We start from the raw sequence: 21847 nt of genomic DNA, 5'->3' as shown, positions 1-21847 counted from the left end.
ACGCGACCACGACCGATGAGTGGGGACACCGTGGGTGAGAACGACAAGCTTCGCGACTACCTGACGCGAGTCACCGGCGAGCTGCAGCGCACGCGCGGCCGGCTGGCGGCGCTCGAGGAGCGCGCGGCCGAACCGATCGCGATCGTCGGGATGGGCTGCCGCTTCCCGGGCGGCGTCCGCTCCCCGGAACGGTTCTGGGAGCTGCTGACCGCGGGGGAGCACGGCATCACCGGCTTCCCGGCCGAACGCGGCTGGGACGTCGGCGGCCTCGTCGACCCCGACCCGGACCACCTCGGCACCAGCTACGTCGACCGCGGCGGTTTCCTCGACGGCGCCGACGAGTTCGACCCGGAGTTCTTCGGCATCTCGCCGCGCGAGGCCGTCTCGATGGACCCGCAGCAGCGGCTGCTGCTGGAGACGTCGTGGGAGGCCCTGGAACGCGGCGGCATCAACCCGGCCTCGCTGGCGGGCGGGCGCACCGGCGTGTTCGTCGGCACCAACGGCCAGGACTACGGCCGTGACCTCGCCAAGGGGGTCGAAGGGGTCGAGGGCTACCTCGGCACCGGCATCTCCGGCAGTGTCCTTTCCGGACGGATCTCCTACGTCCTCGGTGTCGAAGGCCCGTCGGTCACGGTCGACACGGCGTGCTCGGCGTCGCTCGTCACCCTGCACCTCGCGGTTCGCGCCCTGCGCGCCGGGGAGTGCGACCTGGCGCTTTCCGGTGGCGCCACGGTGATGGCGAGCCCGGACGCGTTCATCGAGTTCTCCCGCCAGCGCGGTCTCGCGCGCGACGGCCTGGTCAAGGCGTTCGCCGCCGGCGCCGACGGCACGGCGTGGGGTGAGGGCGCGGGCATGATCGTGCTGGAGCGCCTCTCCGACGCCCAGCGCCACGGCCACCACGTCCTCGCCGTCGTCCGCGGCACCGCCGTCAACTCCGACGGCGCGTCCAACGGCCTCACCGCCCCCAACGGCCCCTCGCAGCAGCGGGTCATCCGCCAGGCGCTGGCCGACGCGCGGCTGTCGGCCAAGGACGTCGACGTCATCGAGGCGCACGGCACCGGCACCACCCTCGGCGACCCCATCGAGGTCCAGGCGCTGCAGGCCACCTACGGCCGTGAGCGCGGCGGCCGCGGTCCGCTGCTGCTGGGCTCGGTCAAGTCGAACATCGGCCACACCCAGGCCGCCGCCGGGGTGGCGGGTGTGATCAAGATGGTGCTGGCGCTGCAGCACGGGCACCTTCCCGCGACCCTGCACGTCGACGCGCCGAGCACGCAGGTCGACTGGTCGCCGGGCACCGTCGAGCTGCTCACCGCCGCGCGCGAGTGGTCCGGTGAGGACACTCGCCGCGCCGGGGTGTCGTCGTTCGGCATCAGCGGGACGAACTCGCACGTCCTGCTGGAGCAGGCCCCGGCTCCCGAAGAGTCCACTGTGGACGAACCTGACGTGCCTCTGGTGCCGTGGGTCCTTTCCGGACACACCGAGGCGGCGCTGCGTGCTCAGGCCCGTTCGCTGCTGGACGTCGAGGGCGACCCGGTCGACATCGGCTGGTCCTTGGCCGCCACACGCGCGACGTTCGACCACCGCGCCGTCGTCACGGGTGCCACCCTCGAGGAACTGCGGGCCGGGCTGTCGGCCGTCGCGGACGGTGCGACCACCGGCGAGGCGGTCGGCGGGCAGCTCGCCGTCGCCTTCACCGGACAGGGTTCCCAGCGGCTCGGCATGGGCCGCGAGCTGTACGACGCGTACCCGGCGTTCGCCGCGGCCTTCGACGAGGTTTGCGCGCTGCTGCCCGGCGTCCGCGAGATCGTCTTCGGCGACAACGCCGACGCGCTGCAGGACACCGGGAACGCGCAGCCCGCGCTGTTCGCGCTGGAGGTCGCGCTCTACCGGCTCGTCGAGTCGTGGGGTGTCGTTCCCGAATTCCTGATCGGCCACTCCGTCGGTGAGCTGGCCGCCGCGCACGTCGCCGGTGTCTGGTCCTTGGCTGACGCGGCCGAACTGGTCGCCGCGCGTGGCCGTCTGATGAGCGCGTTGCCGCGTGGCGGTGCGATGTGCGCGATCGAGGCGGACGAGGACGAGGGCCGCGCGGCGCTGGTGCCGGGTGCGGACATCGCCGCCGTCAACGGCCCGCGCGCGATCGTCGTGTCCGGCACCGAGGACGCCGTCCGGCAGGTCCAGGCGGTGTTCGCCGACCGCCGCACCAAGCAGCTCGCCGTGTCGCACGCGTTCCACTCCGCGCTGATGGACGGCATGCTCGCCGAGTTCGGCGAGGTCGCCCGCCGCATCACCTACCGGACGCCGAAGATCGCGCTGGTCTCGAACGTCACTGGCCACATCGCCGCCACCGCCGAGATCACCGACCCGGAGTACTGGGTCCGGCACGTCCGCGAGGCCGTGCGCTTCGCCGACGGCGTCCGCGCGCTGGCCGACGCGGGCGTCACCCGCTTCCTCGAACTGGGCCCGGACGGCGTCCTCTCGGCCGCGGGCCAGGACAGCGCGGACGGCCTGTTCGTCCCCGCCCTGCGCCGCGACCGTCCCGAGGTCGAGACGCTCGTCGCCGCGCTGGCCGCGGTGCACGTCCACGGCGGCAAGGTCGGCTGGGCCGCGCTGCTCGACGGCGGCCGGCGCGTCGACCTGCCCACCTACCCGTTCCAGCGCGCGAGCTACTGGCTGCCCGCGACGGCGAGCACCGGCGACGCCGCCGGGCTCGGCCTCGGCTCGATCGAGCACCCGCTGCTCGGCGCGGCGGTGTCCGTCGCCGACGCCGACGGGTTCCTGTTCACCGGCAGCCTGTCCCTGCGCACCCACCCGTGGCTGGCCGAGCACGCCGTGCACGGCCAGGTTGTCGTGCCCGGCACGGCGCTGGTCGAGCTGGCCGTCCGCGCCGCGGACGAGACCGGCCTGTCCGCGCTCGAAGAGCTGACCCTCCAGACCCCGCTGGTGCTCCCGGAGACCGGCGCGGTCCAGGTCCAGCTGTGGGCGGGCGCGCCGGAGGAGTCCGGCCGCCGTCCGCTGACCGTCCACTCGCGACCGCACGGCGCCGGAGACTGGACCCTGCACGCCACTGGCGCCCTCGCCAACGCGGAGCTTTCACGTGAAAGCTCCGACCTGGGGGAGTGGCCGCCGCCGGGCGCGGAGGCGGTCTCGCTTGACGGCCGTTACGAGGAGCTGGCGGCCGCCGGGCTTGACTACGGCGAGACTTTCCAGGGTCTGCAAGGGGTCTGGCGGCTCGGCGAGGACACCTACGCCGAGGTCGCGCTGCCCGACGCCGCCCGGGACCAGGCGGGCCGGTTCGGCCTGCACCCCGCGTTGCTCGACGCCGCTCTGCACGCCCTCGCCTCCGGGGACGGCCCCGCGCGGCTGCCGTTCGCGTGGAGCGACGTCGTCCTGCACGCTTCCGGGGCCGCCGAACTGCGCGTCAAGCTGACGCCGTCCGGCACCGACGCCGTGTCGCTGCAGGTCGCCGACGGCACCGGTGCACCGGTCGCCACCGTCGGTTCCCTGGTCGTGCGGCCGGTTTCGGCCGAGCAGCTGCGTCCGTCGGCGAGCGTCGACGGCCTTTACGAGGTCACTTGGCAGCCGATCGCCCCCACTGGCGACGTGCCCGGCCACGCGGACTGGCCGGAGGTCGCCGACGTTGTCGTCTTCCGCGCCACCGGCGACGACGTGCGCGCGCTGACCGGCGAGACCCTCGACGTCCTCAAGACGTTCCTCGCCGACGAGCGGTACGCCGACGCGAAGCTGCTCGTCCACACCGGACAGTCCGATGTGGACCCCGTGGCCGCCGCAGTGTGGGGCCTGGTGCGCAGCGCGCAGTCCGAGCACCCCGGCCGGTTCCTCCTCGCCGACGCCGACGAGCTGACCGACGCCGTCCTCGCCGCGGGAGAACCGCAGGTCGCCGTCCGCGAAGGTGAGCTGCGTGTCCCGCGGCTCGTCACGCCCGAAGCCGCCGGACGGCTGCTGCCCCCGGCCGGGAACTGGCGCCTCGGCCTCGCGGGGAAGGGCACCTTCGACCACCTGACCCTGGAAGAGGTGCCCGAGGAGCCGCTGAGCCCGCTCGGCGTCCGCGTCAGCGTGCGCGCGGCCGGGCTGAACTTCCGCGACGTCCTCAACGCCCTCGGCATGTACCCCGGCGAGGCCGGGCTGCTCGGCAGCGAGTTCGCCGGAACCGTCCTCGAAGTCGGTGCCGACGTCCACGACCTGCATCCGGGCGACGAGGTCATGGGCCTCGTCTCGGGCGGCGCGGGTCCCATCGCGGTCGCCGAACGGCCGATGATCACCCGCAAGCCCGCCGACTGGACGTACGAACAGGCCGCGACGACGCCCTTGGTGTTCCTCACCGCCTACTACGCCCTGGTCGACCTCGCGGACCTGCGGGCGGGGGAGTCGATCCTCGTCCACGCGGCCGCCGGCGGGGTCGGCATGGCCGCCACGCAGCTCGCGCAGCACCTCGGCGCCGACGTCTACGGCACGGCCAGCGAGGGCAAGCAGCACATCCTCCGCGAGGCCGGGCTCGACGATGACCACATCGCTTCCAGCCGCACCCTGGAGTTCGAAGAGCGCTTCAGCGGCATCAACGTCGTCCTGAACGCGCTCGCCGGTGACTTCATCGACGCCTCCTTCCGCACGATGGCCCCCGGCGGCCGGTTCCTCGAGATGGGCAAGACCGACATCCGCGAGGGTGACGGTTACCAGGCGTTCGACCTCATCGACGCCGGTCCCGAGCGCACCGCGCAGATGTGGGACGCGCTGATCGAGCTGTTCGAGTCCGGCGCGCTCAAGCCGTTGCCGGTGCGCTCGTGGGACGTCCGCGAGGCGCGTGAGGCGTTCCGCTTCCTCAGCCAGGCCAAGCACATCGGCAAGGTGGCGCTGAACCTCCCGCGCGTGCTCGACCCGTCGCGGACCGTCCTGGTCACCGGCGGCACCGGCGGTCTGGGCGCGCTGATCGCCCGGCACCTGGTCGAGAACCACGGCGTCCGGAAGCTGCTGCTCACCAGCCGTCGCGGTCCGGACGCCCCGGGCGCCGCGGACCTGCGCGCCGAGCTGGACGCCGAGGTGGAGATCGTCGCCTGCGACGTCGCCGACCGCAACGCCGTGGCCGCGCTGCTCCGGGACGTCGACCTCACCGGCGTGGTCCACGCCGCCGGTGTCCTCGACGACGGCACCATCGACACCCTCACGCCCGAGCGTCTCGACTACGTCTTCGGCCCGAAGGTCGACGCGGCCCGGCACCTGCACGAGCTGGCCGGCGACGTCGACCTGTTCGTCACGTTCTCCTCGGCCGCCGGGGTCCTCGGCGCACCCGGTCAGGGCAACTACGCCGCCGCCAACGCCTACCTCGACGCCCTCGCCGCGCACCGCCGCGCGCAGGGCCTCGCCGGGCAGTCGCTCGCGTGGGGGCCGTGGGCCGCGGGCATGGGCGAGGCGATGGGCGAGGCCCACCTGGCCCGCCTGCGCCAGAGCGGCACCCCGGCCCTGCCCGTCGCCGAAGGCCTCGCCCTCTTCGACGCGGCCCTGGCCGCCGGATCGCCGCTGGCCGTGCCGGTGAAGCTGGACCTGCCGGTGCTGGCCGCGGCGGCCGCGTCCGAACCGCTGCCGCCGTTGCTCGGCACGCTGGTCAAGCCCGGCCGCCGGACCGCGAAGTCCGGTGGCGGCCAGGACTCGTCCCTGGCCCGCCGTCTCGCCACGCTGACCGAGGCCGAGCAGGACCGTGAGCTCCTGGACCTGGTCCGCACGCAGGTCGCGCTGGTGCTCGGGCACGTCACCGCGGCCACCGTCGAGCCCGGCCGCGGCTTCATGGACCTCGGTTTCGACTCGCTCACCGCCGTCGAGCTGCGCAACCGTCTCGGCGCCGCGACCGGCCTGCGGCTGCCCGCGACGGTCATCTTCGACCACCCGACTCCGGTCGCGCTGGCCGGGTACGTCCGGTCCGAGCTGCTCGGCGACCTCGCCGCCGGCCCGCGGACTCGCGCCAGGGTCGCGGCCGCCGACGAGCCGATCGCGATCGTCGCGACCAGCTGCCGGTTCCCCGGCGCGTCGACGCCGGAAGACCTGTGGCGCCTGGTCGTCGAAGGCCGCGAAGGTCTCAGCGAGTTCCCGACCGACCGCGGCTGGGACCTGGCCGCGCTCTTCGATCAGACGCCCGGCAAGCAGGGCGTCTCGCACACCCGCATCGGCGGGTTCCTGCCCGCCGCGGGTGACTTCGACCCGGAGTTCTTCGGTATTTCCCCGCGTGAAGCCCTGGCGATGGACCCGCAGCAGCGGCTCCTGCTGGAGATCGCGTGGGAGGCGTTCGAACGCGCGGGCATCGCGCCGGGCACGCTGCGCGGCAGCGACACCGGCGTGTTCACCGGTGCGATCTATCACGAGTACGCGTCACGCCTGACGAAGATCCCCGAGGAGGTCGAGGGGTTCCTCGGCACCGGCACGTCCGGCGCGATGATGGCCGGCCGCGTCTCCTACACCTTCGGCTTCGAGGGCCCGGCCGTCGCGGTCGACACGGCGTGCTCGTCGTCGCTGGTCGCGATGCACCTGGCGAGCCAGGCCCTGCGCTCCGGCGAGTGCTCGCTGGCCCTGGCCGGCGGCGTCACGATCATGGTCAACCCGGACCCGTTCGTCGACTTCAGCAAGCAGAACGCGATGGCCGTCGACGGCCGTTGCAAGGCCTTCTCCGACGGCGCCGACGGCGTCGCCTGGGGTGAAGGCGCCGGGTTCGTCCTGCTGGAGAATCTGTCCGACGCGCGTCGCAACGGTCACCAGGTTCTCGCGCTGCTCAAGGGATCCGCGGTCAACCAGGACGGCGCGTCCAGTGGCCTCACCGCGCCGAACGGGCCCGCGCAGCAGCGCGTGATCCGCCAGGCGCTGGCCAACGCCGGACTGTCCACATCGGACGTCGACGTCGTCGAGGCGCACGGCACCGGCACCCGGCTGGGCGACCCGATCGAGGCCCAGGCCCTCCTGGCGACCTACGGCCAGGAGCGCGAAGAGCCGTTGCGGCTCGGCTCGGTGAAGTCGAACTTCGGCCACACGCAGGCCGCGGCGGGCGTCGCCGGGGTCATCAAGATGATCGAGGCCATGCGCCACGGCGTGGTCCCGGCGACCCTGCACGTCGACGCGCCGTCGGCCCAGGTCGACTGGGAGACCGGCGCGATCCGCGTCGCCACCGGGGCCGAGCCGTGGCCGGAGACCGGCCGTCCGCGCCGGTCCGGTGTCTCGTCGTTCGGCTTCAGCGGCACCAACGCGCACGTCGTGCTGGAGCACGTCCCGGCCGAGGAGGTCACTGCCGACGGGGTTGCGCCCGCGGTCCTGCCGTGGGTCCTTTCCGGACGGTCCGAAGAAGCCCTGCGAGCTCAGGCCGCGCGGCTGGCCGACGTCACCGCCGAACCGCTCGACGTCGCCTGGTCGCTGGCTACGGCTCGCACCGCGCACGAGCGCCGGGCGGTCGTCGTCGGCGCCGATCCCGCCGTGCTGCGCGCCGGGCTGGCCGCGTTCGCCGACACCGGCCGGGCGGCCAACGTCGTCACCGGCCGCGCGGTCACCGGACGGTTCGCCGCGTTGTTCACCGGCCAGGGTTCCCAGCGCGCCGGCATGGGTGACGCGCTCGCCGAGGCGTTCCCGGTGTTCGCCGCCGCGTACAACGAGGTCCGGGCGCTGCTGCCGGGGCTCGGCGAGGACATCAACCGCACCGGCACCGCCCAGCCCGCGATCTTCGCCCTCGAAGTCGCGCTGTACCGGCTCTTCGAGTCCTGGGGAGTGACACCAGACGTGCTCGCCGGGCACTCCATCGGTGAGATCGCCGCCGCGCACGTCGCCGGAGTGTTCTCCCTGGAAGACGCCGCGAAGCTGGTCGAGGCGCGCGGCCGGCTGATGGAGGCGCTGCCCGAGGGCGGCGCGATGGTCGCGATCGAGGCCACCGAGGCCGAGGTCGCCGACGTCCTCTCCGACGAGGTCTCGCTCGCCGCGGTCAACGGCCCCACCGCTGTCGTGCTGTCCGGTGTGGACAGTGCACTGCGGAAGGTCGCCGCGCAGTTCGCCCGCGAGGGCCGTCGCACCAAGCACCTCGTGGTGTCCCACGCGTTCCACTCGGCGTTGATGGAGCCGATGCTGGCGGAGTTCGACGCAGTCGCGCGGTCGCTGACCTATGCCGAGCCGCGCCTCCCGATCGTCTCCACGGTCTCGCCCGACGCCGACTTCACCGACCCGGCCTACTGGGTGACCCATGTCCGCGAGACCGTCCGGTTCGCCGACGCGGTCGAGCGCATGGCCGCCGACGGCGTCACGACGTTCCTGGAGCTGGGCCCGGACGCCGTCCTCGCCGCGATGGGCCCGGACAGCGCTCCCGACGCCGCGTTCGTCCCGGCCCTGCGCAAGGACCAGGAGGAGGCCCGCGCGGCTGTCTCCGCCCTCGGCGCGATCCACGCCGCGGGCGCGCCGGTCGACTGGACGCGGTTCTTCGCCGAGAGCGGCGCGCGCCCGGCGTCCCTGCCGACGTACGCCTTCCAGCGCCGCCGGTTCTGGCTGCTGGCCCCGCCGGGCGGCGGCGACGCCACGGCGTTGGGCCTCGGCGCGCTCGACCACCCGCTGCTCGGCGCGGCCGTCGCGCTGCCCGAGCGTGGCGGCCTGGTCCTTACCGGACGGCTCTCGCTCGACGAGCAGCCGTGGCTGGCCGGACACCAGATCCGTGGCACGGTCCTGCTGCCGGGCACGGCGTTCGCCGAACTGGCCGTCCGCGCCGGCGACGAAGCAGGCTGCGGCGAGGTCGAAGAACTGACCCTGCAGACCCCGCTGGTCCTCACCACGTCGCCGGTCCAGCTGCGAGTGTCCCTTTCGGACGCCGACGACTCGGGCCGCCGCACCCTCGCGATCCACTCCCGCCCCCAGGACGCCGACACCGACTGGGACCTGCACGCGACCGGCTCGCTCCTCCCCGAAGCCGAGCTTTCACGTGAAAGCTCGGCCCAGTGGCCGCCCGCGGGAGCCGAGGCCGCTGACCTGGACGGTTTCTACTCGACTCTCGCCGACGCCGGACTCGGCTACGGCGATCCCTTCCGGGGTCTGCAGGCCGCCTGGCGCCTCGGTGATGACGTCTTCGCCGAGGTCGCGCTGCCGGACGGCACCGACGTCACCGGCTTCGGCCTGCACCCGGCGCTGCTCGACGCCGTCCTGCACGCCGTCGGCCTGACCGCTGGCCCGGCCCGGCTGCCGTTCTCGTGGACCGGGCTGCGGCTGCACGCCACCGGCGCGAGCACGCTCCGGGCGAAGCTCACGCCCGCCGGGCCGGACGCCTTCTCCCTGACCGTCACCGACGGCACCGGCGAGCCGGTCCTGACCGCGGCCTCGCTGAGCCTGCGCCCGGTCGGCGACGCCCCGCTGGCCTCCACGGCCGGCGACGCGGTGTTCACTGTGGACTGGATCCCGGTGGCCCTGCCTTCGGACGTGTCCGAAGTGGACGTCCTCGAAGCTGCGTCGCCCGAGAACGTGCTCGCCGAGCTGCAGGAACGGCTCGCCGGAGAAGGCCGGGTCGTTGTGCACGTCCCGGGCGACACCCCGGCGCACGCCGCCGTCGCCGGGCTCGTCCGCAGCGCCCAGGCCGAGTACCCGGACCGCCTGGTCCTGGTCCACGGCAGCGGCGACCTCGCGGCGGCCGCGGCCACCGGCGAGCCCGAGATCGCCTTCACCGATGACGGTCCGCGTGTTCCCCGCCTGGCCCGCGCCCGCGCGACCGGCGATCCTGACTGGACACTCGACGGCACCGTCCTGGTCACCGGCGGCACCGGCGGACTCGGCGCCCAGGTCGCGCGGCGGCTCGTCGAGCGCCACGGCGTCCGGCACCTGCTGCTCGTCGGCCGCCGCGGCGGGGACGCGCCCGGCGCGGACGACCTGCGCCGCGAGCTGACCGAGCTCGGCGCCGAGGTGACGTTCGCCGCGTGCGACGTCGCCGACCGCGACCAGCTGCAGTCCGTGCTCGCCCTGGTCCCGGCCGAGCTGACCGGCGTTGTGCACGCGGCCGGTGTCCTCGACGACGGCGTCTTCACTTCGATGACGCCGGAGCGCCTGGCCGCCGTCGCGGGCCCGAAGGCCGTCGCGGCGCAGCACCTGCACGAGCTGACCAGCGGCCTCAAGCTGTTCGTCACGTTCTCCTCGATCGCGGGCGCCCTCGGCGCGCCGGGGCAGGCGAACTACGCCGCCGCCAACGGGTTCCTCGACGGCCTCGCCGCCCAGCGCCGTGCGGAAGGCCTCCCGGCGACGTCGATCGCCTACGGCCTCTGGGAAACCGGCATGGGCGACGGCCGCGGCGGTTCCGGCTTCACGCCGCTGCCGGTCGACGCCGGGCTGGAGCTGTTCGACCTCCTGGCCCTTGGCGACGACCCGCGCCCGGTCGCGACGCGCCTCGACCTCCCGGCGTTGCGCACGGCCGAAGTCCCGCACGTGCTGCGCGGCCTGGTCCGCGCCCGCCGTCGCACCGCCGGCGTCGCCGAAGCGGGCGGGTTGCGCGAGCGCCTGGCCGGGCTGCCGGCGTCCGAGCAGACGCGGCTGCTGACCGAGCTGGTCCGCACCGAAGCCGCGATGGTGCTCAGCCACACGAGCCCCGACGCCGTCGAGGCCGACCGCGCGTTCGGCGACCTCGGGTTCGACTCGCTCACCGCCGTCGAGTTCCGCAACCGCCTCGGCACGGCCACCGGTCTGCGGCTGCCCGCGACGCTGACGTTCGACCACCCGACCCCGCTCGCGCTGGCCGCGTTCCTGCTGGCCGAGCTGCTCGGCGCGGACGACGAGCCGGTCAAGCCGACGTTCACCCCGGCGCGGTCCGGCGACGACCCGATCGTCATCGTCGGCATGGCGTGCCGCTACCCGGGCGGCGTGACGTCGCCCGAAGAGCTGTGGGACCTGGTGTCCGGCGGCCGTGACGGCGTCACGCGGTTCCCCGAAGACCGCGGCTGGGACGTCGACGGCATCTACGACCCCGACCCCGACCGCCCCGGCAAGACCTACACCCGCGAAGGCGGTTTCCTCCACGACGCCGGCTACTTCGACCCGGAGTTCTTCGGCATCTCCCCGCGGGAAGCCCTCGCGATGGACCCGCAGCAGCGGCTCCTGCTGGAGACGTCGTGGGAGGCCCTGGAGCGCTCGGGCACCGACCCGGCGTCGCTCAAGGGCAGCCCGACCGGCGTGTTCGCCGGCGTGATGTACCACGACTACGGCACCCGCCTCGGCGACGTGCCCGACGACGTCGAGGGCTTCCTCGGCACCGGCACCTCCGGCAGCGTGCTGTCCGGCCGCGTCGCCTACACGCTCGGCCTGGAGGGCCCGGCGGTCTCGGTCGACACGGCGTGCTCGTCGTCGCTGGTCGCGCTGCACTGGGCCATGCAGGCCCTGCGCTCCGGCGAGTGCTCGCTAGCGCTGGCGGGCGGTGTGACCGTGATGGCGACGCCGGAGACGTTCATCGGCTTCTCCCGCCAGCGCGGCCTCGCCGCCGACGGCCGCTGCAAGTCCTTCTCGGCCGACGCCGACGGGACCGGCTGGGCCGAGGGCGCGGGCATGCTCGTGCTGGAGCGCATGTCGGACGCGCGGCGCAACGGGCACCGGATCCTGGCGGTGGTGCGCGGTTCCGCGGTGAACTCCGACGGCGCGTCCAACGGCCTGACCGCGCCCAACGGTCCCTCGCAGCAGCGGGTGATCCGGCAGGCGCTGGCCGCTGCGGGTGTCGAGTCGTCCACTGTGGACGCCGTCGAGGCGCACGGGACCGGCACGACGCTCGGGGATCCGATCGAGGCGCAGGCTTTGCTGGCCACCTACGGCCGTGAGCGGGACGCTGAGCCGTTGTACCTCGGCTCGGTGAAGTCCAACTTCGGGCACACCCAGGCCGCCGCCGGTGTTGCCGGGATCATCAAGATGGTCCAGGCCATGCACCACGGTGTGCTCCCGCCGTCGCTGCACCTGGGGGAGCGGACTCCGCACGTCGACTGGGAAGCCGGCGATGTCACGCTGCTGGCCGAGGGGCGGGCGTGGCCGGAGACCGGGCGGGCGCGGCGCAGTGCCGTGTCGTCGTTCGGGATCAGCGGGACCAACGCGCACGTCATCCTGGAGCAGGCTCCCGCTGTGGCGCCGGTTTCGCGCTCGGTGACGCCGCCTCCTTTGGTGCCGTGGGTGCTGTCCGGTCGCAGTGACGAGGTCCTGCGGGAGCAGGCTGCCCGACTGCGGGACGTCGAGGGCGAGCCTGTTGATGTCGGCCTTTCGCTGGCGACCACTCGTACCGCGCACGATCGCCGTGCCGTGATTCTTGGTGAGCTCCAGTCTGGTTTGGACGCCCTGGCGTCCGGTGTGGACAGTGAATTCGTCGTGGCCGGACGTGTCCTGCCTGGACGGACCGCTTTCCTGTTCACCGGCCAAGGTTCGCAGCAGGTCGGCATGGGGTCCGGGCTTTACGGGGCGTTCCCGGCCTTCGCTGCCGCCTACGACGAAGTCCGAGCGTTGCTGCCGGGGATCGGCGAGGACCTCGACCGCACCGGCAACGCGCAGCCCGCGATCTTCGCCCTGGAAGTCGCGCTGTACCGGCTCGCGGAGTCGTGGGGGATCGTGCCCGACTTCGTCGCCGGGCACTCGATCGGCGAGATCGCCGCGGCACACGTCGCCGGGGTGCTGTCGCTCGAGGACGCGGCCAAGCTCGTCGAGGCGCGGGGACGGCTGATGGAGGCGCTGCCCGAGGGCGGCGCGATGGTCGCCGTGCAAGCGTCCGAGGAGGAGGTTCGTGAGCACCTGACGCCGAAGGTGTCGCTGGCTGCGGTCAACGGGCCGAACGCCGTGGTGCTGTCCGGGGCCGCGTCGCCGACGCTCAAGCTGGCCAAGAAGTTCGAGAAGCTCGGGCGCCGCACCAAGCGCCTGGAGGTCTCGCACGCGTTCCACTCGACCCTGATGGAGCCGATGCTCGACGAGTTCGCCACGGTCGTGCGGGAGCTGGAGTTCTCGGCGCCGCGGATCCCGTTCGTGTCCACTGTGGACGGGTCGCGGACCGACCGGGTCGCCGAGCCGGAGTACTGGGTCGAGCACGTCCGCGCGACCGTCCGGTTCGCTGACGGTCTTTCGTGGCTGCGCGAGGCCGGGGTGTCGAAGTTCCTCGAGGTCGGCCCGGCCGCGGTCCTCACGGCTCTGGCCGCTGACGACGGCTTCGCGGCCTCGTTCCTGCGCGCCGACCGCGACGAAGCCACCACGGCGTTGACAACGCTGGCCGCCGCGCACACCCGGGGTGTCCCGGTCGACTGGGCCGCGGTCTTCCGTCCCACCGGCGCCCGGGTGGTCGACCTGCCGACGACGGTGTTCGACCGCCGTCACTACTGGCTGGCCGCCGGAACCGGCGCGGGCGACGTCCGCGCCGCCGGGCTCCAGACGGCCGGGCACCCGCTGCTCGGCGCGGCGGTCCCGTTCGCCGACGGCGAGGGCTGGGTCCTCACCGGACGGCTCTCGACGGCGACGCACTCGTGGCTGGCCGGGCACGCCGCGTTCGGCGAGGTCCTGGTGCCGGGCACCGGCCTGCTGGAGCTGGCCATCCGCGCCGGCGACGAAGCCGGGTGCGCGGGTGTCGAGGAGCTGACCCTCGCCGCGCCGCTGGTGCTGCGCGGGACGGTCGACGTCCAGGTGCTCGTCGGCGCGGCCGATGCGGCTGGACGGCGCCCGGTCTCGATCCACTCGCGCGCCGCCGAGGGGGAGTGGACCGAACACGCGTCCGGCACCCTCACCCCCGAGCTTTCACGGGAAAGCTCGGGGCTCACCGAGTGGCCGGCGGCGGCCGAGCCGGTTGCGTTGGACGGGCTCTACGCGGACATGGCCGCGGCGGGCCTGGACTACGGGCCGCCGTTCCGCGGCCTGACGAGCGCGTGGCGCGCCGGGGACACGGTGTTCGCCGAGGTGGAGCTGCCGGAGGGCACGGACGTCGACGGCTTCGGCCTGCATCCGGCCCTGCTCGACGCGGCCCTGCACACCCTGGGCCTGCTGCCGGGCGAGGGGACGCGGTTGCCGTTCCTGTTCGGTGACGTCACTTTGCACGCGACCGGCGCTTCGGCGCTTCGGGTGCGGGTCACGCAGTCCGGGACGGACACGGTGTCGGTCCTGGCCACGGACGCCACGGGCGCCCCGGTGGCGACGCTCGGCACGGTCACGGTTCGGGTCGCGGAGGCCCCGCGGGCGCGGGACACGGACTCGCTGTACGAGCTGAACTGGGTGGAGGTCCCGGCCGGAGAGGTCGGTGACGTGACCACGCAGGTGTTCACGGCACCGGACAGCGAGCCGCACGAGGCATTGGCCGCGACACTGGCGGCGATCCAGGAGTTCCTGGCGGACGACCCGCTCGCCGACACGCGGATGGTCATCCACACGGGAGATAACCCGGCCGGGGCGGCGGTCCGCGGCTTGGCCCGCAGCGCGGCTTCGGAGCACCCGGACCGGTTCGTGGTGGTCGAGGGCACCCCGCTCGGCGGCGAGGCAGGCGGCGAAGCCGCCGACCGCATCCGCGCCGAGGTCGCCCTGGCCTTGGCCACCGGCGAACCCCAAATCCGCATCCGCAACGGCATCACCGAAGCCCCCCGCCTCGCCCGCACCACCACCGGCGACCCCGTCACCTGGGGCAACGGCACCGTCCTCATCACGGGCGGCACCGGCGGCATCGGCGCGGCCATCGCCCGCCACCTGACCGCCACCCAGAACGTCACCCTGGTCCTCACCAGCCGCCGAGGCCTCGACGCCCCCGGTGCGAGGGAACTCGCGGAAGAACTCGGCGCCCAGGTCGTAGCCTGCGACGTCGCCGACCGCGAAGCCCTCGAAACGCTCATCAACGGCATCGAGGACCTCACCGGAGTTGTCCACGCGGCCGGCGTCCTCGACGACGGCATCCTCACCGAGCTCACCCCGGAGCGCTTCACCACCGTCCTCAGCCCCAAGGCCGACGCGGCCGAAACCCTCCACGAGCTGACCAAGGACAAGCCGCTCACCCAGTTCGTCCTCCTGTCCTCGGTCTCCGGCATCCTCGGCGGCCCCGGCCAGGCGAACTACGCCGCGGCCAACGCCCTCCTCGACAACCTCGCCCAACGGCGTCACGCCGAGGGCCTCCCGGCGACCTCCCTCGCCTACGGCCTCTGGGCCAACGGCATGGGCAACCAGTCCGACCTCGACCGGCTGGCCCGAGCGGGATTCGGAGCCCTGACCGAAACCGAAGGCCTGGCCCTGTTCGACGCCGCCCTGGCCGCCGGAACTCCCGTTCCGGTGCCGGTCAAGCTCGACCTGCCGACCCTGCGCACCCTCGCCCGCACCACCGAACCGCCGTCGGTGCTGCGCGGGCTGGTGAGGGTCCCGAAGCGACGCGGCGCTGCCAATGCCGCGGCTGCCGCGGGACTCGCCGCCACCCTCGCGCGGCTTTCGCCCGCCGACCAGCAGACGCACCTGCTCGACCTGGTGCGTGGGCACGTCGCCGGCGTGCTCGGGCACGGGACCGCCTCCGTCGAGGCCGGGCGGGCCTTCACCGAGCTGGGCTTCGACTCGCTCACCGCCGTCGAGCTGCGCAACCGCCTCGGCGAGGCGACCGGGCTGCGGCTGCCCGCCACCCTCGTCTTCGACCACCCGACCCCGCTGGACCTGGCCACCTACGTCCGGGCCGAACTGGTCGGCGAGACCGAAACGGCCGAGACGCCGACCGTGGTCGCCTCGGACGAGCCCATCGCCATCGTGGCCATGAGCTGCCGGTTCCCCGGCGGCGTCAGCTCGCCCGAGGACCTGTGGCGCCTGGTCGCCGACGGGACCGACGCCATCACGCCGTTCCCCGCCGACCGCGGGTGGGACCTCGACCGGCTCTACCACCCCGACCCGGACCACCCCGGCACGTCGTACGCCCGCGAAGGCGGCTTCCTGCTCGACGCCGCCGACTTCGACGCCGAGTTCTTCGGCATCTCGCCGCGGGAGGCGCTCACCGTCGACCCGCAGCAGCGGCTGCTGCTGGAGACCGCGCACGAGGCCTTCGAGCGCGCCGGCATCGACCCCGTCAGCCTCAAGGGCAGCGCCACCGGCGTGTTCGCCGGTGTCATGTACGACGACTACGCCTCCCGCCTGCCGTCCACCCCGGACGGCATGGAAGGCCTGCTCGGCACCGGCAGCGCGAGCAGCGTCCTGTCCGGCCGCGTCGCCTACACCTTCGGGCTCGAAGGCCCGGCGGTCTCCGTCGACACGGCGTGCTCGTCGTCGCTGGTCGCCCTGCACTGGGCGGCGCAGGCGCTGCGCTCCGGTGAATGCACGCTGGCCCTGGTCGGCGGCGCGACCGTCATGTCCAGCCCCAACCCCTTCATCGAGTTCTCCCGCCAGCGCGGCCTCGCCGCCGACGGCCGCTGCAAACCCTTCGCGGCTGCCGCCGACGGCACCGCCTGGGCCGAGGGCGCCGGTTTCCTGCTCCTCGAACGGCTTTCCGAGGCCAAGCGCAACGGGCGCCGCATCCTCGCCGTGGTCAAGGGTTCCGCGGTGAACTCCGACGGCGCCTCCAACGGCCTCACCGCCCCCAACGGGCCGTCGCAGAAGCGGGTCATCCGCCGCGCGCTGGCGGCGTCCGGGGTGGAGTCGTCCACTGTGGACATCGTCGAGGCGCACGGCACCGGCACCGCCCTCGGTGACCCGATCGAAGCGCAGGCGCTGCTGGCCACCTACGGCCAGGACCGCGACGAGCCGCTGTGGCTCGGCTCGGTCAAGTCGAACATCGGCCACACGCAGGCCGCGGCCGGCGTCGCCGGGATCATCAAGATGGTCGAGGCCATGCGCCACGGCGTCCTGCCCGCGACCCTGCACGTCGACGAGCCGTCGCCGCACGTCGACTGGAGCGAGGGCGAGGTCCGGCTGCTCACCGAGGCACGGCCGTGGCCGGATGCCGGACGTCCGCGCCGCGCGGCGGTCTCGTCGTTCGGCATCAGCGGCACCAACGCCCACGTCGTGCTGGAGCAGGCCCCCGACCAGCCCGCGCCGGCCCGGACTCCCGAGCCGCCCGCGCTGCTGCCCTGGGTCCTGTCCGCCCGCACCGAAGAAGGCCTGCAGGCGCAGGCCGAGCGGCTGCTCGGCACCGTCGGGTTCGAAGACCCCCTCGACATCGCCTACTCGCTGGCGACCACGCGCACCGCGTTCGAGCGGCGCGCTGTGCTCACCGGCGACGTCCGGGCCGGGCTGGCCGCCCTCGCCGGTGGCCGCGCCGGTTCCGGTGTGGTCATCGGCCGGGCGGTCGACGGGAAGCTCGCCTTCCTGTTCACCGGCCAGGGTTCGCAGCGGGCCGGGATGGGAACCGGGCTCTACGAGGCGTTCCCGGTCTTCGCCGCGGCCTACGACGAGGTCCTGGCGTTGCTGCCGGGCCTCGGCGAGGACATCAACCGCACCGGCACCGCGCAGCCGGTGATCTTCGCCCTCGAGGTCGCGCTGTTCCGGCTGGTCGAGTCGTGGGGCATCCGTCCCGACTTCCTCGCCGGGCACTCGATCGGCGAGATCGCCGCGGCCCACGTCGCCGGGGTCTTCTCCCTGGCGGACGCCGTGAAGCTCGTCGAGGCCCGCGGACGGCTGATGGAGGCGCTGCCCGAGGGCGGCGCGATGGTCGCCGTGCAGGCGAGCGAGGACGAGGTCGCGGAGTTCCTCTCCGCCGACGTCGGCCTGGCCGCGGTCAACGGCCCGAACGCCGTCGTCCTGTCCGGTGTGGACGGTCCGGTGCACGCCGCCGCCGCGGCGCTCGCCGAACGCGGCCGCCGCACCAAGGCCCTGGTCGTCTCGCACGCGTTCCACTCCGTGCTGATGGAGCCGATGCTGGCCGAGTTCGAGGCGGTCGCGCGGTCGATCGACTACACCGAGCCGTCCATCCCGGTCGTCTCCACCCTCACCGGGCGCCCGGCCGACGAACTGACCGACCCGGGCTACTGGGTGCGGCACGTGCGGGAGCCGGTCCGGTTCGCCGACGGCGTCCGCGCGCTCACCGAAGCCGGTGTCACGCGCTTCGCCGAGCTGGGCCCGGACGGCGTGCTCTCGGCCATGGGCCTCGACAGCGCCCCGGACGCGGTGTTCGTCCCGGTCCTGCGCAAGGACCGCGACGAGCGGCAGACCGCCGAGACGGCGTTCGCGAAGCTCGTCACAGCCGGCACGCGCATCGACTGGACGGCGTTCTTCGCGGGCGCCGGCGCCCGCGAGGTTCCGCTGCCGACGTATGCCTTCCAGCGCGAGCGCTTCTGGCTCGACGCACCCGCGGGCACCGGCGACGCCGCCGGGCTGGGCCTGGCCGCGGCCGGGCACCCGCTGCTCGGCGCGACCGTCCCGACCGCGGGGGAGGACGGCCTGGTCGCCTACGGCCGGCTGTCCCGCGCGGCCCAGCCGTGGCTCGCCGACCACGCCGTGCTCGGCACCGTCCTGGTCCCGGGTGCGGCCCTGGTCGAGCTGGCCGTGCGGGCCGGCGCCGAGCTGGGCTGCGGCCGGGTGGCCGAGCTGACCCTGGCCGCGCCGGTGGTGCTGCCGGAGTCCGGCGGCCTGTCGGTGCAGGTCGTGGTCGGCGCGCCGGACGGTGACGGCCGCCGTCCGGTGTCGATCCACACCCGGCGGCCGGACGCCCCGGCCGGGGAGCCGTGGACCGCCCACGCCACCGGCCTGCTCGCCACCGGCGAGGGCCACCCGGCGGCCCAGGAAAGCCAGTGGCCACCCGCGGGTGCGGAAGCCCTCGACGTCACCGAGCTGTACCCGGGGCTCGCCGAGGCGGGCCTGCAGTACGGGCCGGTGTTCCAGGGCCTCACGGCCGCGTGGCAGAACGGGGACGAGGTCTACGCCGACCTCGAACTGCCCTCGGTCGCGCACACCGACGCCGCGCAGTTCGGCCTGCACCCCGCGCTGCTCGACGCCGCGCTGCACGCCATCGGCCTGCTGCCGACCGGGGACGCCCCGGCCACGCGGCTGCCGTTCCTCTGGCGGGACGTCGTCCTGCACGCGGCCGGCGCCACCGCCGCCCGCGTCCGGGTCGCCAAGGCCGGGGACGACGCCGTCCGCCTGGAGCTCACCGACGGCGGCGGCGCCCCGGTGCTGACCGTCGGCGCGTTGCTGCTGCGCGAGGTGACCGACCTCGGCCCGCAGACGTCCGACGCGCTGTTCCGGCTCGGCTGGGCCCAGGTCACGAACGAGCCCGGAACCGTGGCCCCGCACGAAGTCCTGGACGCGGTGCCGAACGGCGAGACCACCCCGGTGGCCACGCACGCCCTCCTCACCGAGACCCTGGCGAAGCTGCAGGAATGGCTCGCGAAGGAAAGCGACGCCGTCCTGGTGGTCCGCACGCAGAACGCCGTCGCAGTGTCCACTTCGGACACTGTCGACCCGGCCGCCGCCGCGGTGTGGGGCCTGGTCCGCAGTGCCCAGTCCGAACACCCCGGCCGCCTCGTCCTGGTCGACGCGGCCGAGGCGGACGTCCAGACCGCGCTCGCCGTCCAAGGCGACGAGACGCAGCTGGCCGTCCGCGACGGGGTGGTCCACGCCGCCCGGCTGCTGACCGCGGCGTCGTCGAACGACCTCGTGCCGCCGTGGCACGAGCCCGGCTGGCGCCTCGACAGCGTCGAGAAGGGCACCCTGGAGCGGTTCTCGTTCGAACCGTTCCCGGAGGCCGTCGGCGAGCTGCTGCCGGGGGAGGTCCGGATCGCCACCCGCGCGGCCGGCACCAACTTCCGCGACGTGCTCAACGTCCTCGGCATGTACCCGGGTGACGCCGGCCGGATCGGCTACGAGGCCGCGGGTGTGGTTGTCGAAGTCGGGTCCGAAGTGGCCGACCTGCAGGTCGGCGACCGCGTGATGGGCCTGGTGCACGGCGGGTTCGGCCCGCTCACCTTCGCCGACCGCGCGCTGCTGGCCCCGGTCCCGGACGGCTGGACGTTCGAAGAGGCCGCGTCGGTGCCGCTGGTGTTCCTCACCGCCTACTACGCGCTGACCGACCTCGGCGCGCTGAAGGCGGGGGAGTCGGTGCTCATCCACGCCGCCGCCGGTGGGGTCGGCATGGCCGCGACGCAGCTGGCCCAGCACCTGGGCGCCGAGGTCTACGGCACCGCGAGCGAAGGCAAGTGGGACGTCCTGCGCGCAGCCGGGATGGACGACGGTCACCTCGCGTCGTCGCGGACCTTGGACTTCGAGGAGAAGTTCCTGGCCACCAGCGGCGGCCACGGCGTCGACGTCGTGCTCAACGCGCTCACCGGGGAGTTCATCGACGCCTCCATGCGCCTGTTACCGCGCGGTGGGCGGTTCGTGGAAATGGGGAAGACCGACGTCCGTCCGGACGGCGGCGGCGAGGGGCACCATCCCGGTGTGACCTACCGGGCGTTCGACGTGATCGACGCGGGGAACGACCGGATCGCGCGGATCTGGGAGGAGCTGATCGTGTTGTTCGAAGCAGGCGCGCTCAAGCCGCTGCCTATCCGCACCTGGGACCTGCGCCGGGCCCCGGAGGCCCTGCGGTACCTCAGCCAGGCCAAGCACGTCGGCAAGGTCGTCCTGACCATCCCGCGGCGCCCCGAAGGTGCCGTGCTGGTCACCGGCGGCACCGGCGGGCTGGGTGCGGTCCTGGCTCGGCACCTGGTCACCCGCCACGGTGTCACCGACCTGGTGCTCATTAGCCGCCGCGGCCCGGACGCCCCGGGCGCGGCCGAGCTGGCCGAAGAGCTCACCGGGCTGGGCGCGACCGTGCGGATCGAGGCGTGCGACGCCGCCGACCGCGCCGCGCTGGCCGCCGTGCTCGACCGGACCCCGGACCTCGGCGGCGTGATCCACGCGGCCGGCGTCCTCGACGACGGACTGCTCACCGCGCTCACCCCCGAGCGCCTCGAGAAGGTGCTGCGGCCCAAGGTCGACGCGGCCTGGAACCTCCACGAGCTGACCCGCGACCGTGACCTGGCGATGTTCGTGCTGTTCTCCTCGGCCGCCGGGGTGCTCGGCGCGCCGGGCCAGGCCAACTACGCGGCGGCCAACACGTTCCTCGACGGCCTGGCCCAGCACCGCCGGAGCCTCGGGCTGCCCGCGACGTCACTCGCCTTCGGTCTCTGGGCCGACGGCATGGGCGACACCGCGGACAGCGCCCGGATGGGCCGCGACGGCATCGGCAGCTTCGCCCCCGCCGAAGGCCTGGAGCTGTTCGACCAGGCGAGTGTGCTGGCCGAGCCGGTGTCCGTGCCGGTGAAGATCGACCTCGCCGGCCTGCGGGCCGAGCCGGGGCCGGTGCCCCCGCTGCTGCGCGGGCTGGTGCGCGGATCCGTCCGCCGCGCCGCCCCGATGGCCGCGGCGGCCCAGGCCGACGGGCTCAAGCGCAAGCTGACCGGGCTGTCGCAGCAGGACGCCGAAATGGTCCTGCTGACCGTGGTCCGCGGCCAGGCCGCGGCCGCGCTCGGGCACACCGGGGCCGACGCGATCGAGCCCGGCCGGGCGTTCACCGAGCTCGGCTTCGACTCGCTGACCGCCGTCGAGCTGCGCAACGGCCTCGACGCGGCCACCGGGCTGCGCCTGCCCGCGACGCTGATCTTCGACTACCCGACCCCGGACGCGCTGGCGAAGTTCCTCCAGTCCGAAGTGGTCCCGGCCGCGGCGGCGACGCCGGAAACCGGCCTGGGCGCCGGGATCGACCGGCTCGCCGCCGAGCTGTCCACTGTGGACGTCTCGACGGCCGACGGGGCCGCGGTGGAGGCGAAGCTGCGGCAGCTGGTCTCGCTCTGGCAGGAGCGGACCCGCCCGGCCGCCGGGGACGACCTCGAAGTGGAGACCATCGACGACATGTTCGCCTTGCTGGACAACGAACTCTGACCCCGGCCCGGCCCTGCCGCCGCTAGGAGGACCACCG

At 74.1% G+C, this 21847-nt stretch carries 1 protein-coding gene; it reads left to right on the top strand.

The genetic code is table 11. The annotated features are described in order from the left end of the window. The first annotated feature begins 30 nt into the window (after positions 1-30). Positions 31-21810 carry an SDR family NAD(P)-dependent oxidoreductase gene (locus ACZ63E_RS38030; RefSeq protein WP_465341175.1) on the top strand — a complete coding sequence of 7260 codons (21780 nt, stop codon included), beginning with the start codon at positions 31-33 and terminating at the stop codon, positions 21808-21810. Positions 21811-21847: the final 37 nt, after the last annotated feature.

This window comes from Amycolatopsis sp. NPDC104819 (assembly GCF_055583145.1).
The sequence above is the reverse complement of the archived record's forward strand: the minus strand, read 5'-3'. Positions and strand labels throughout refer to the sequence as shown.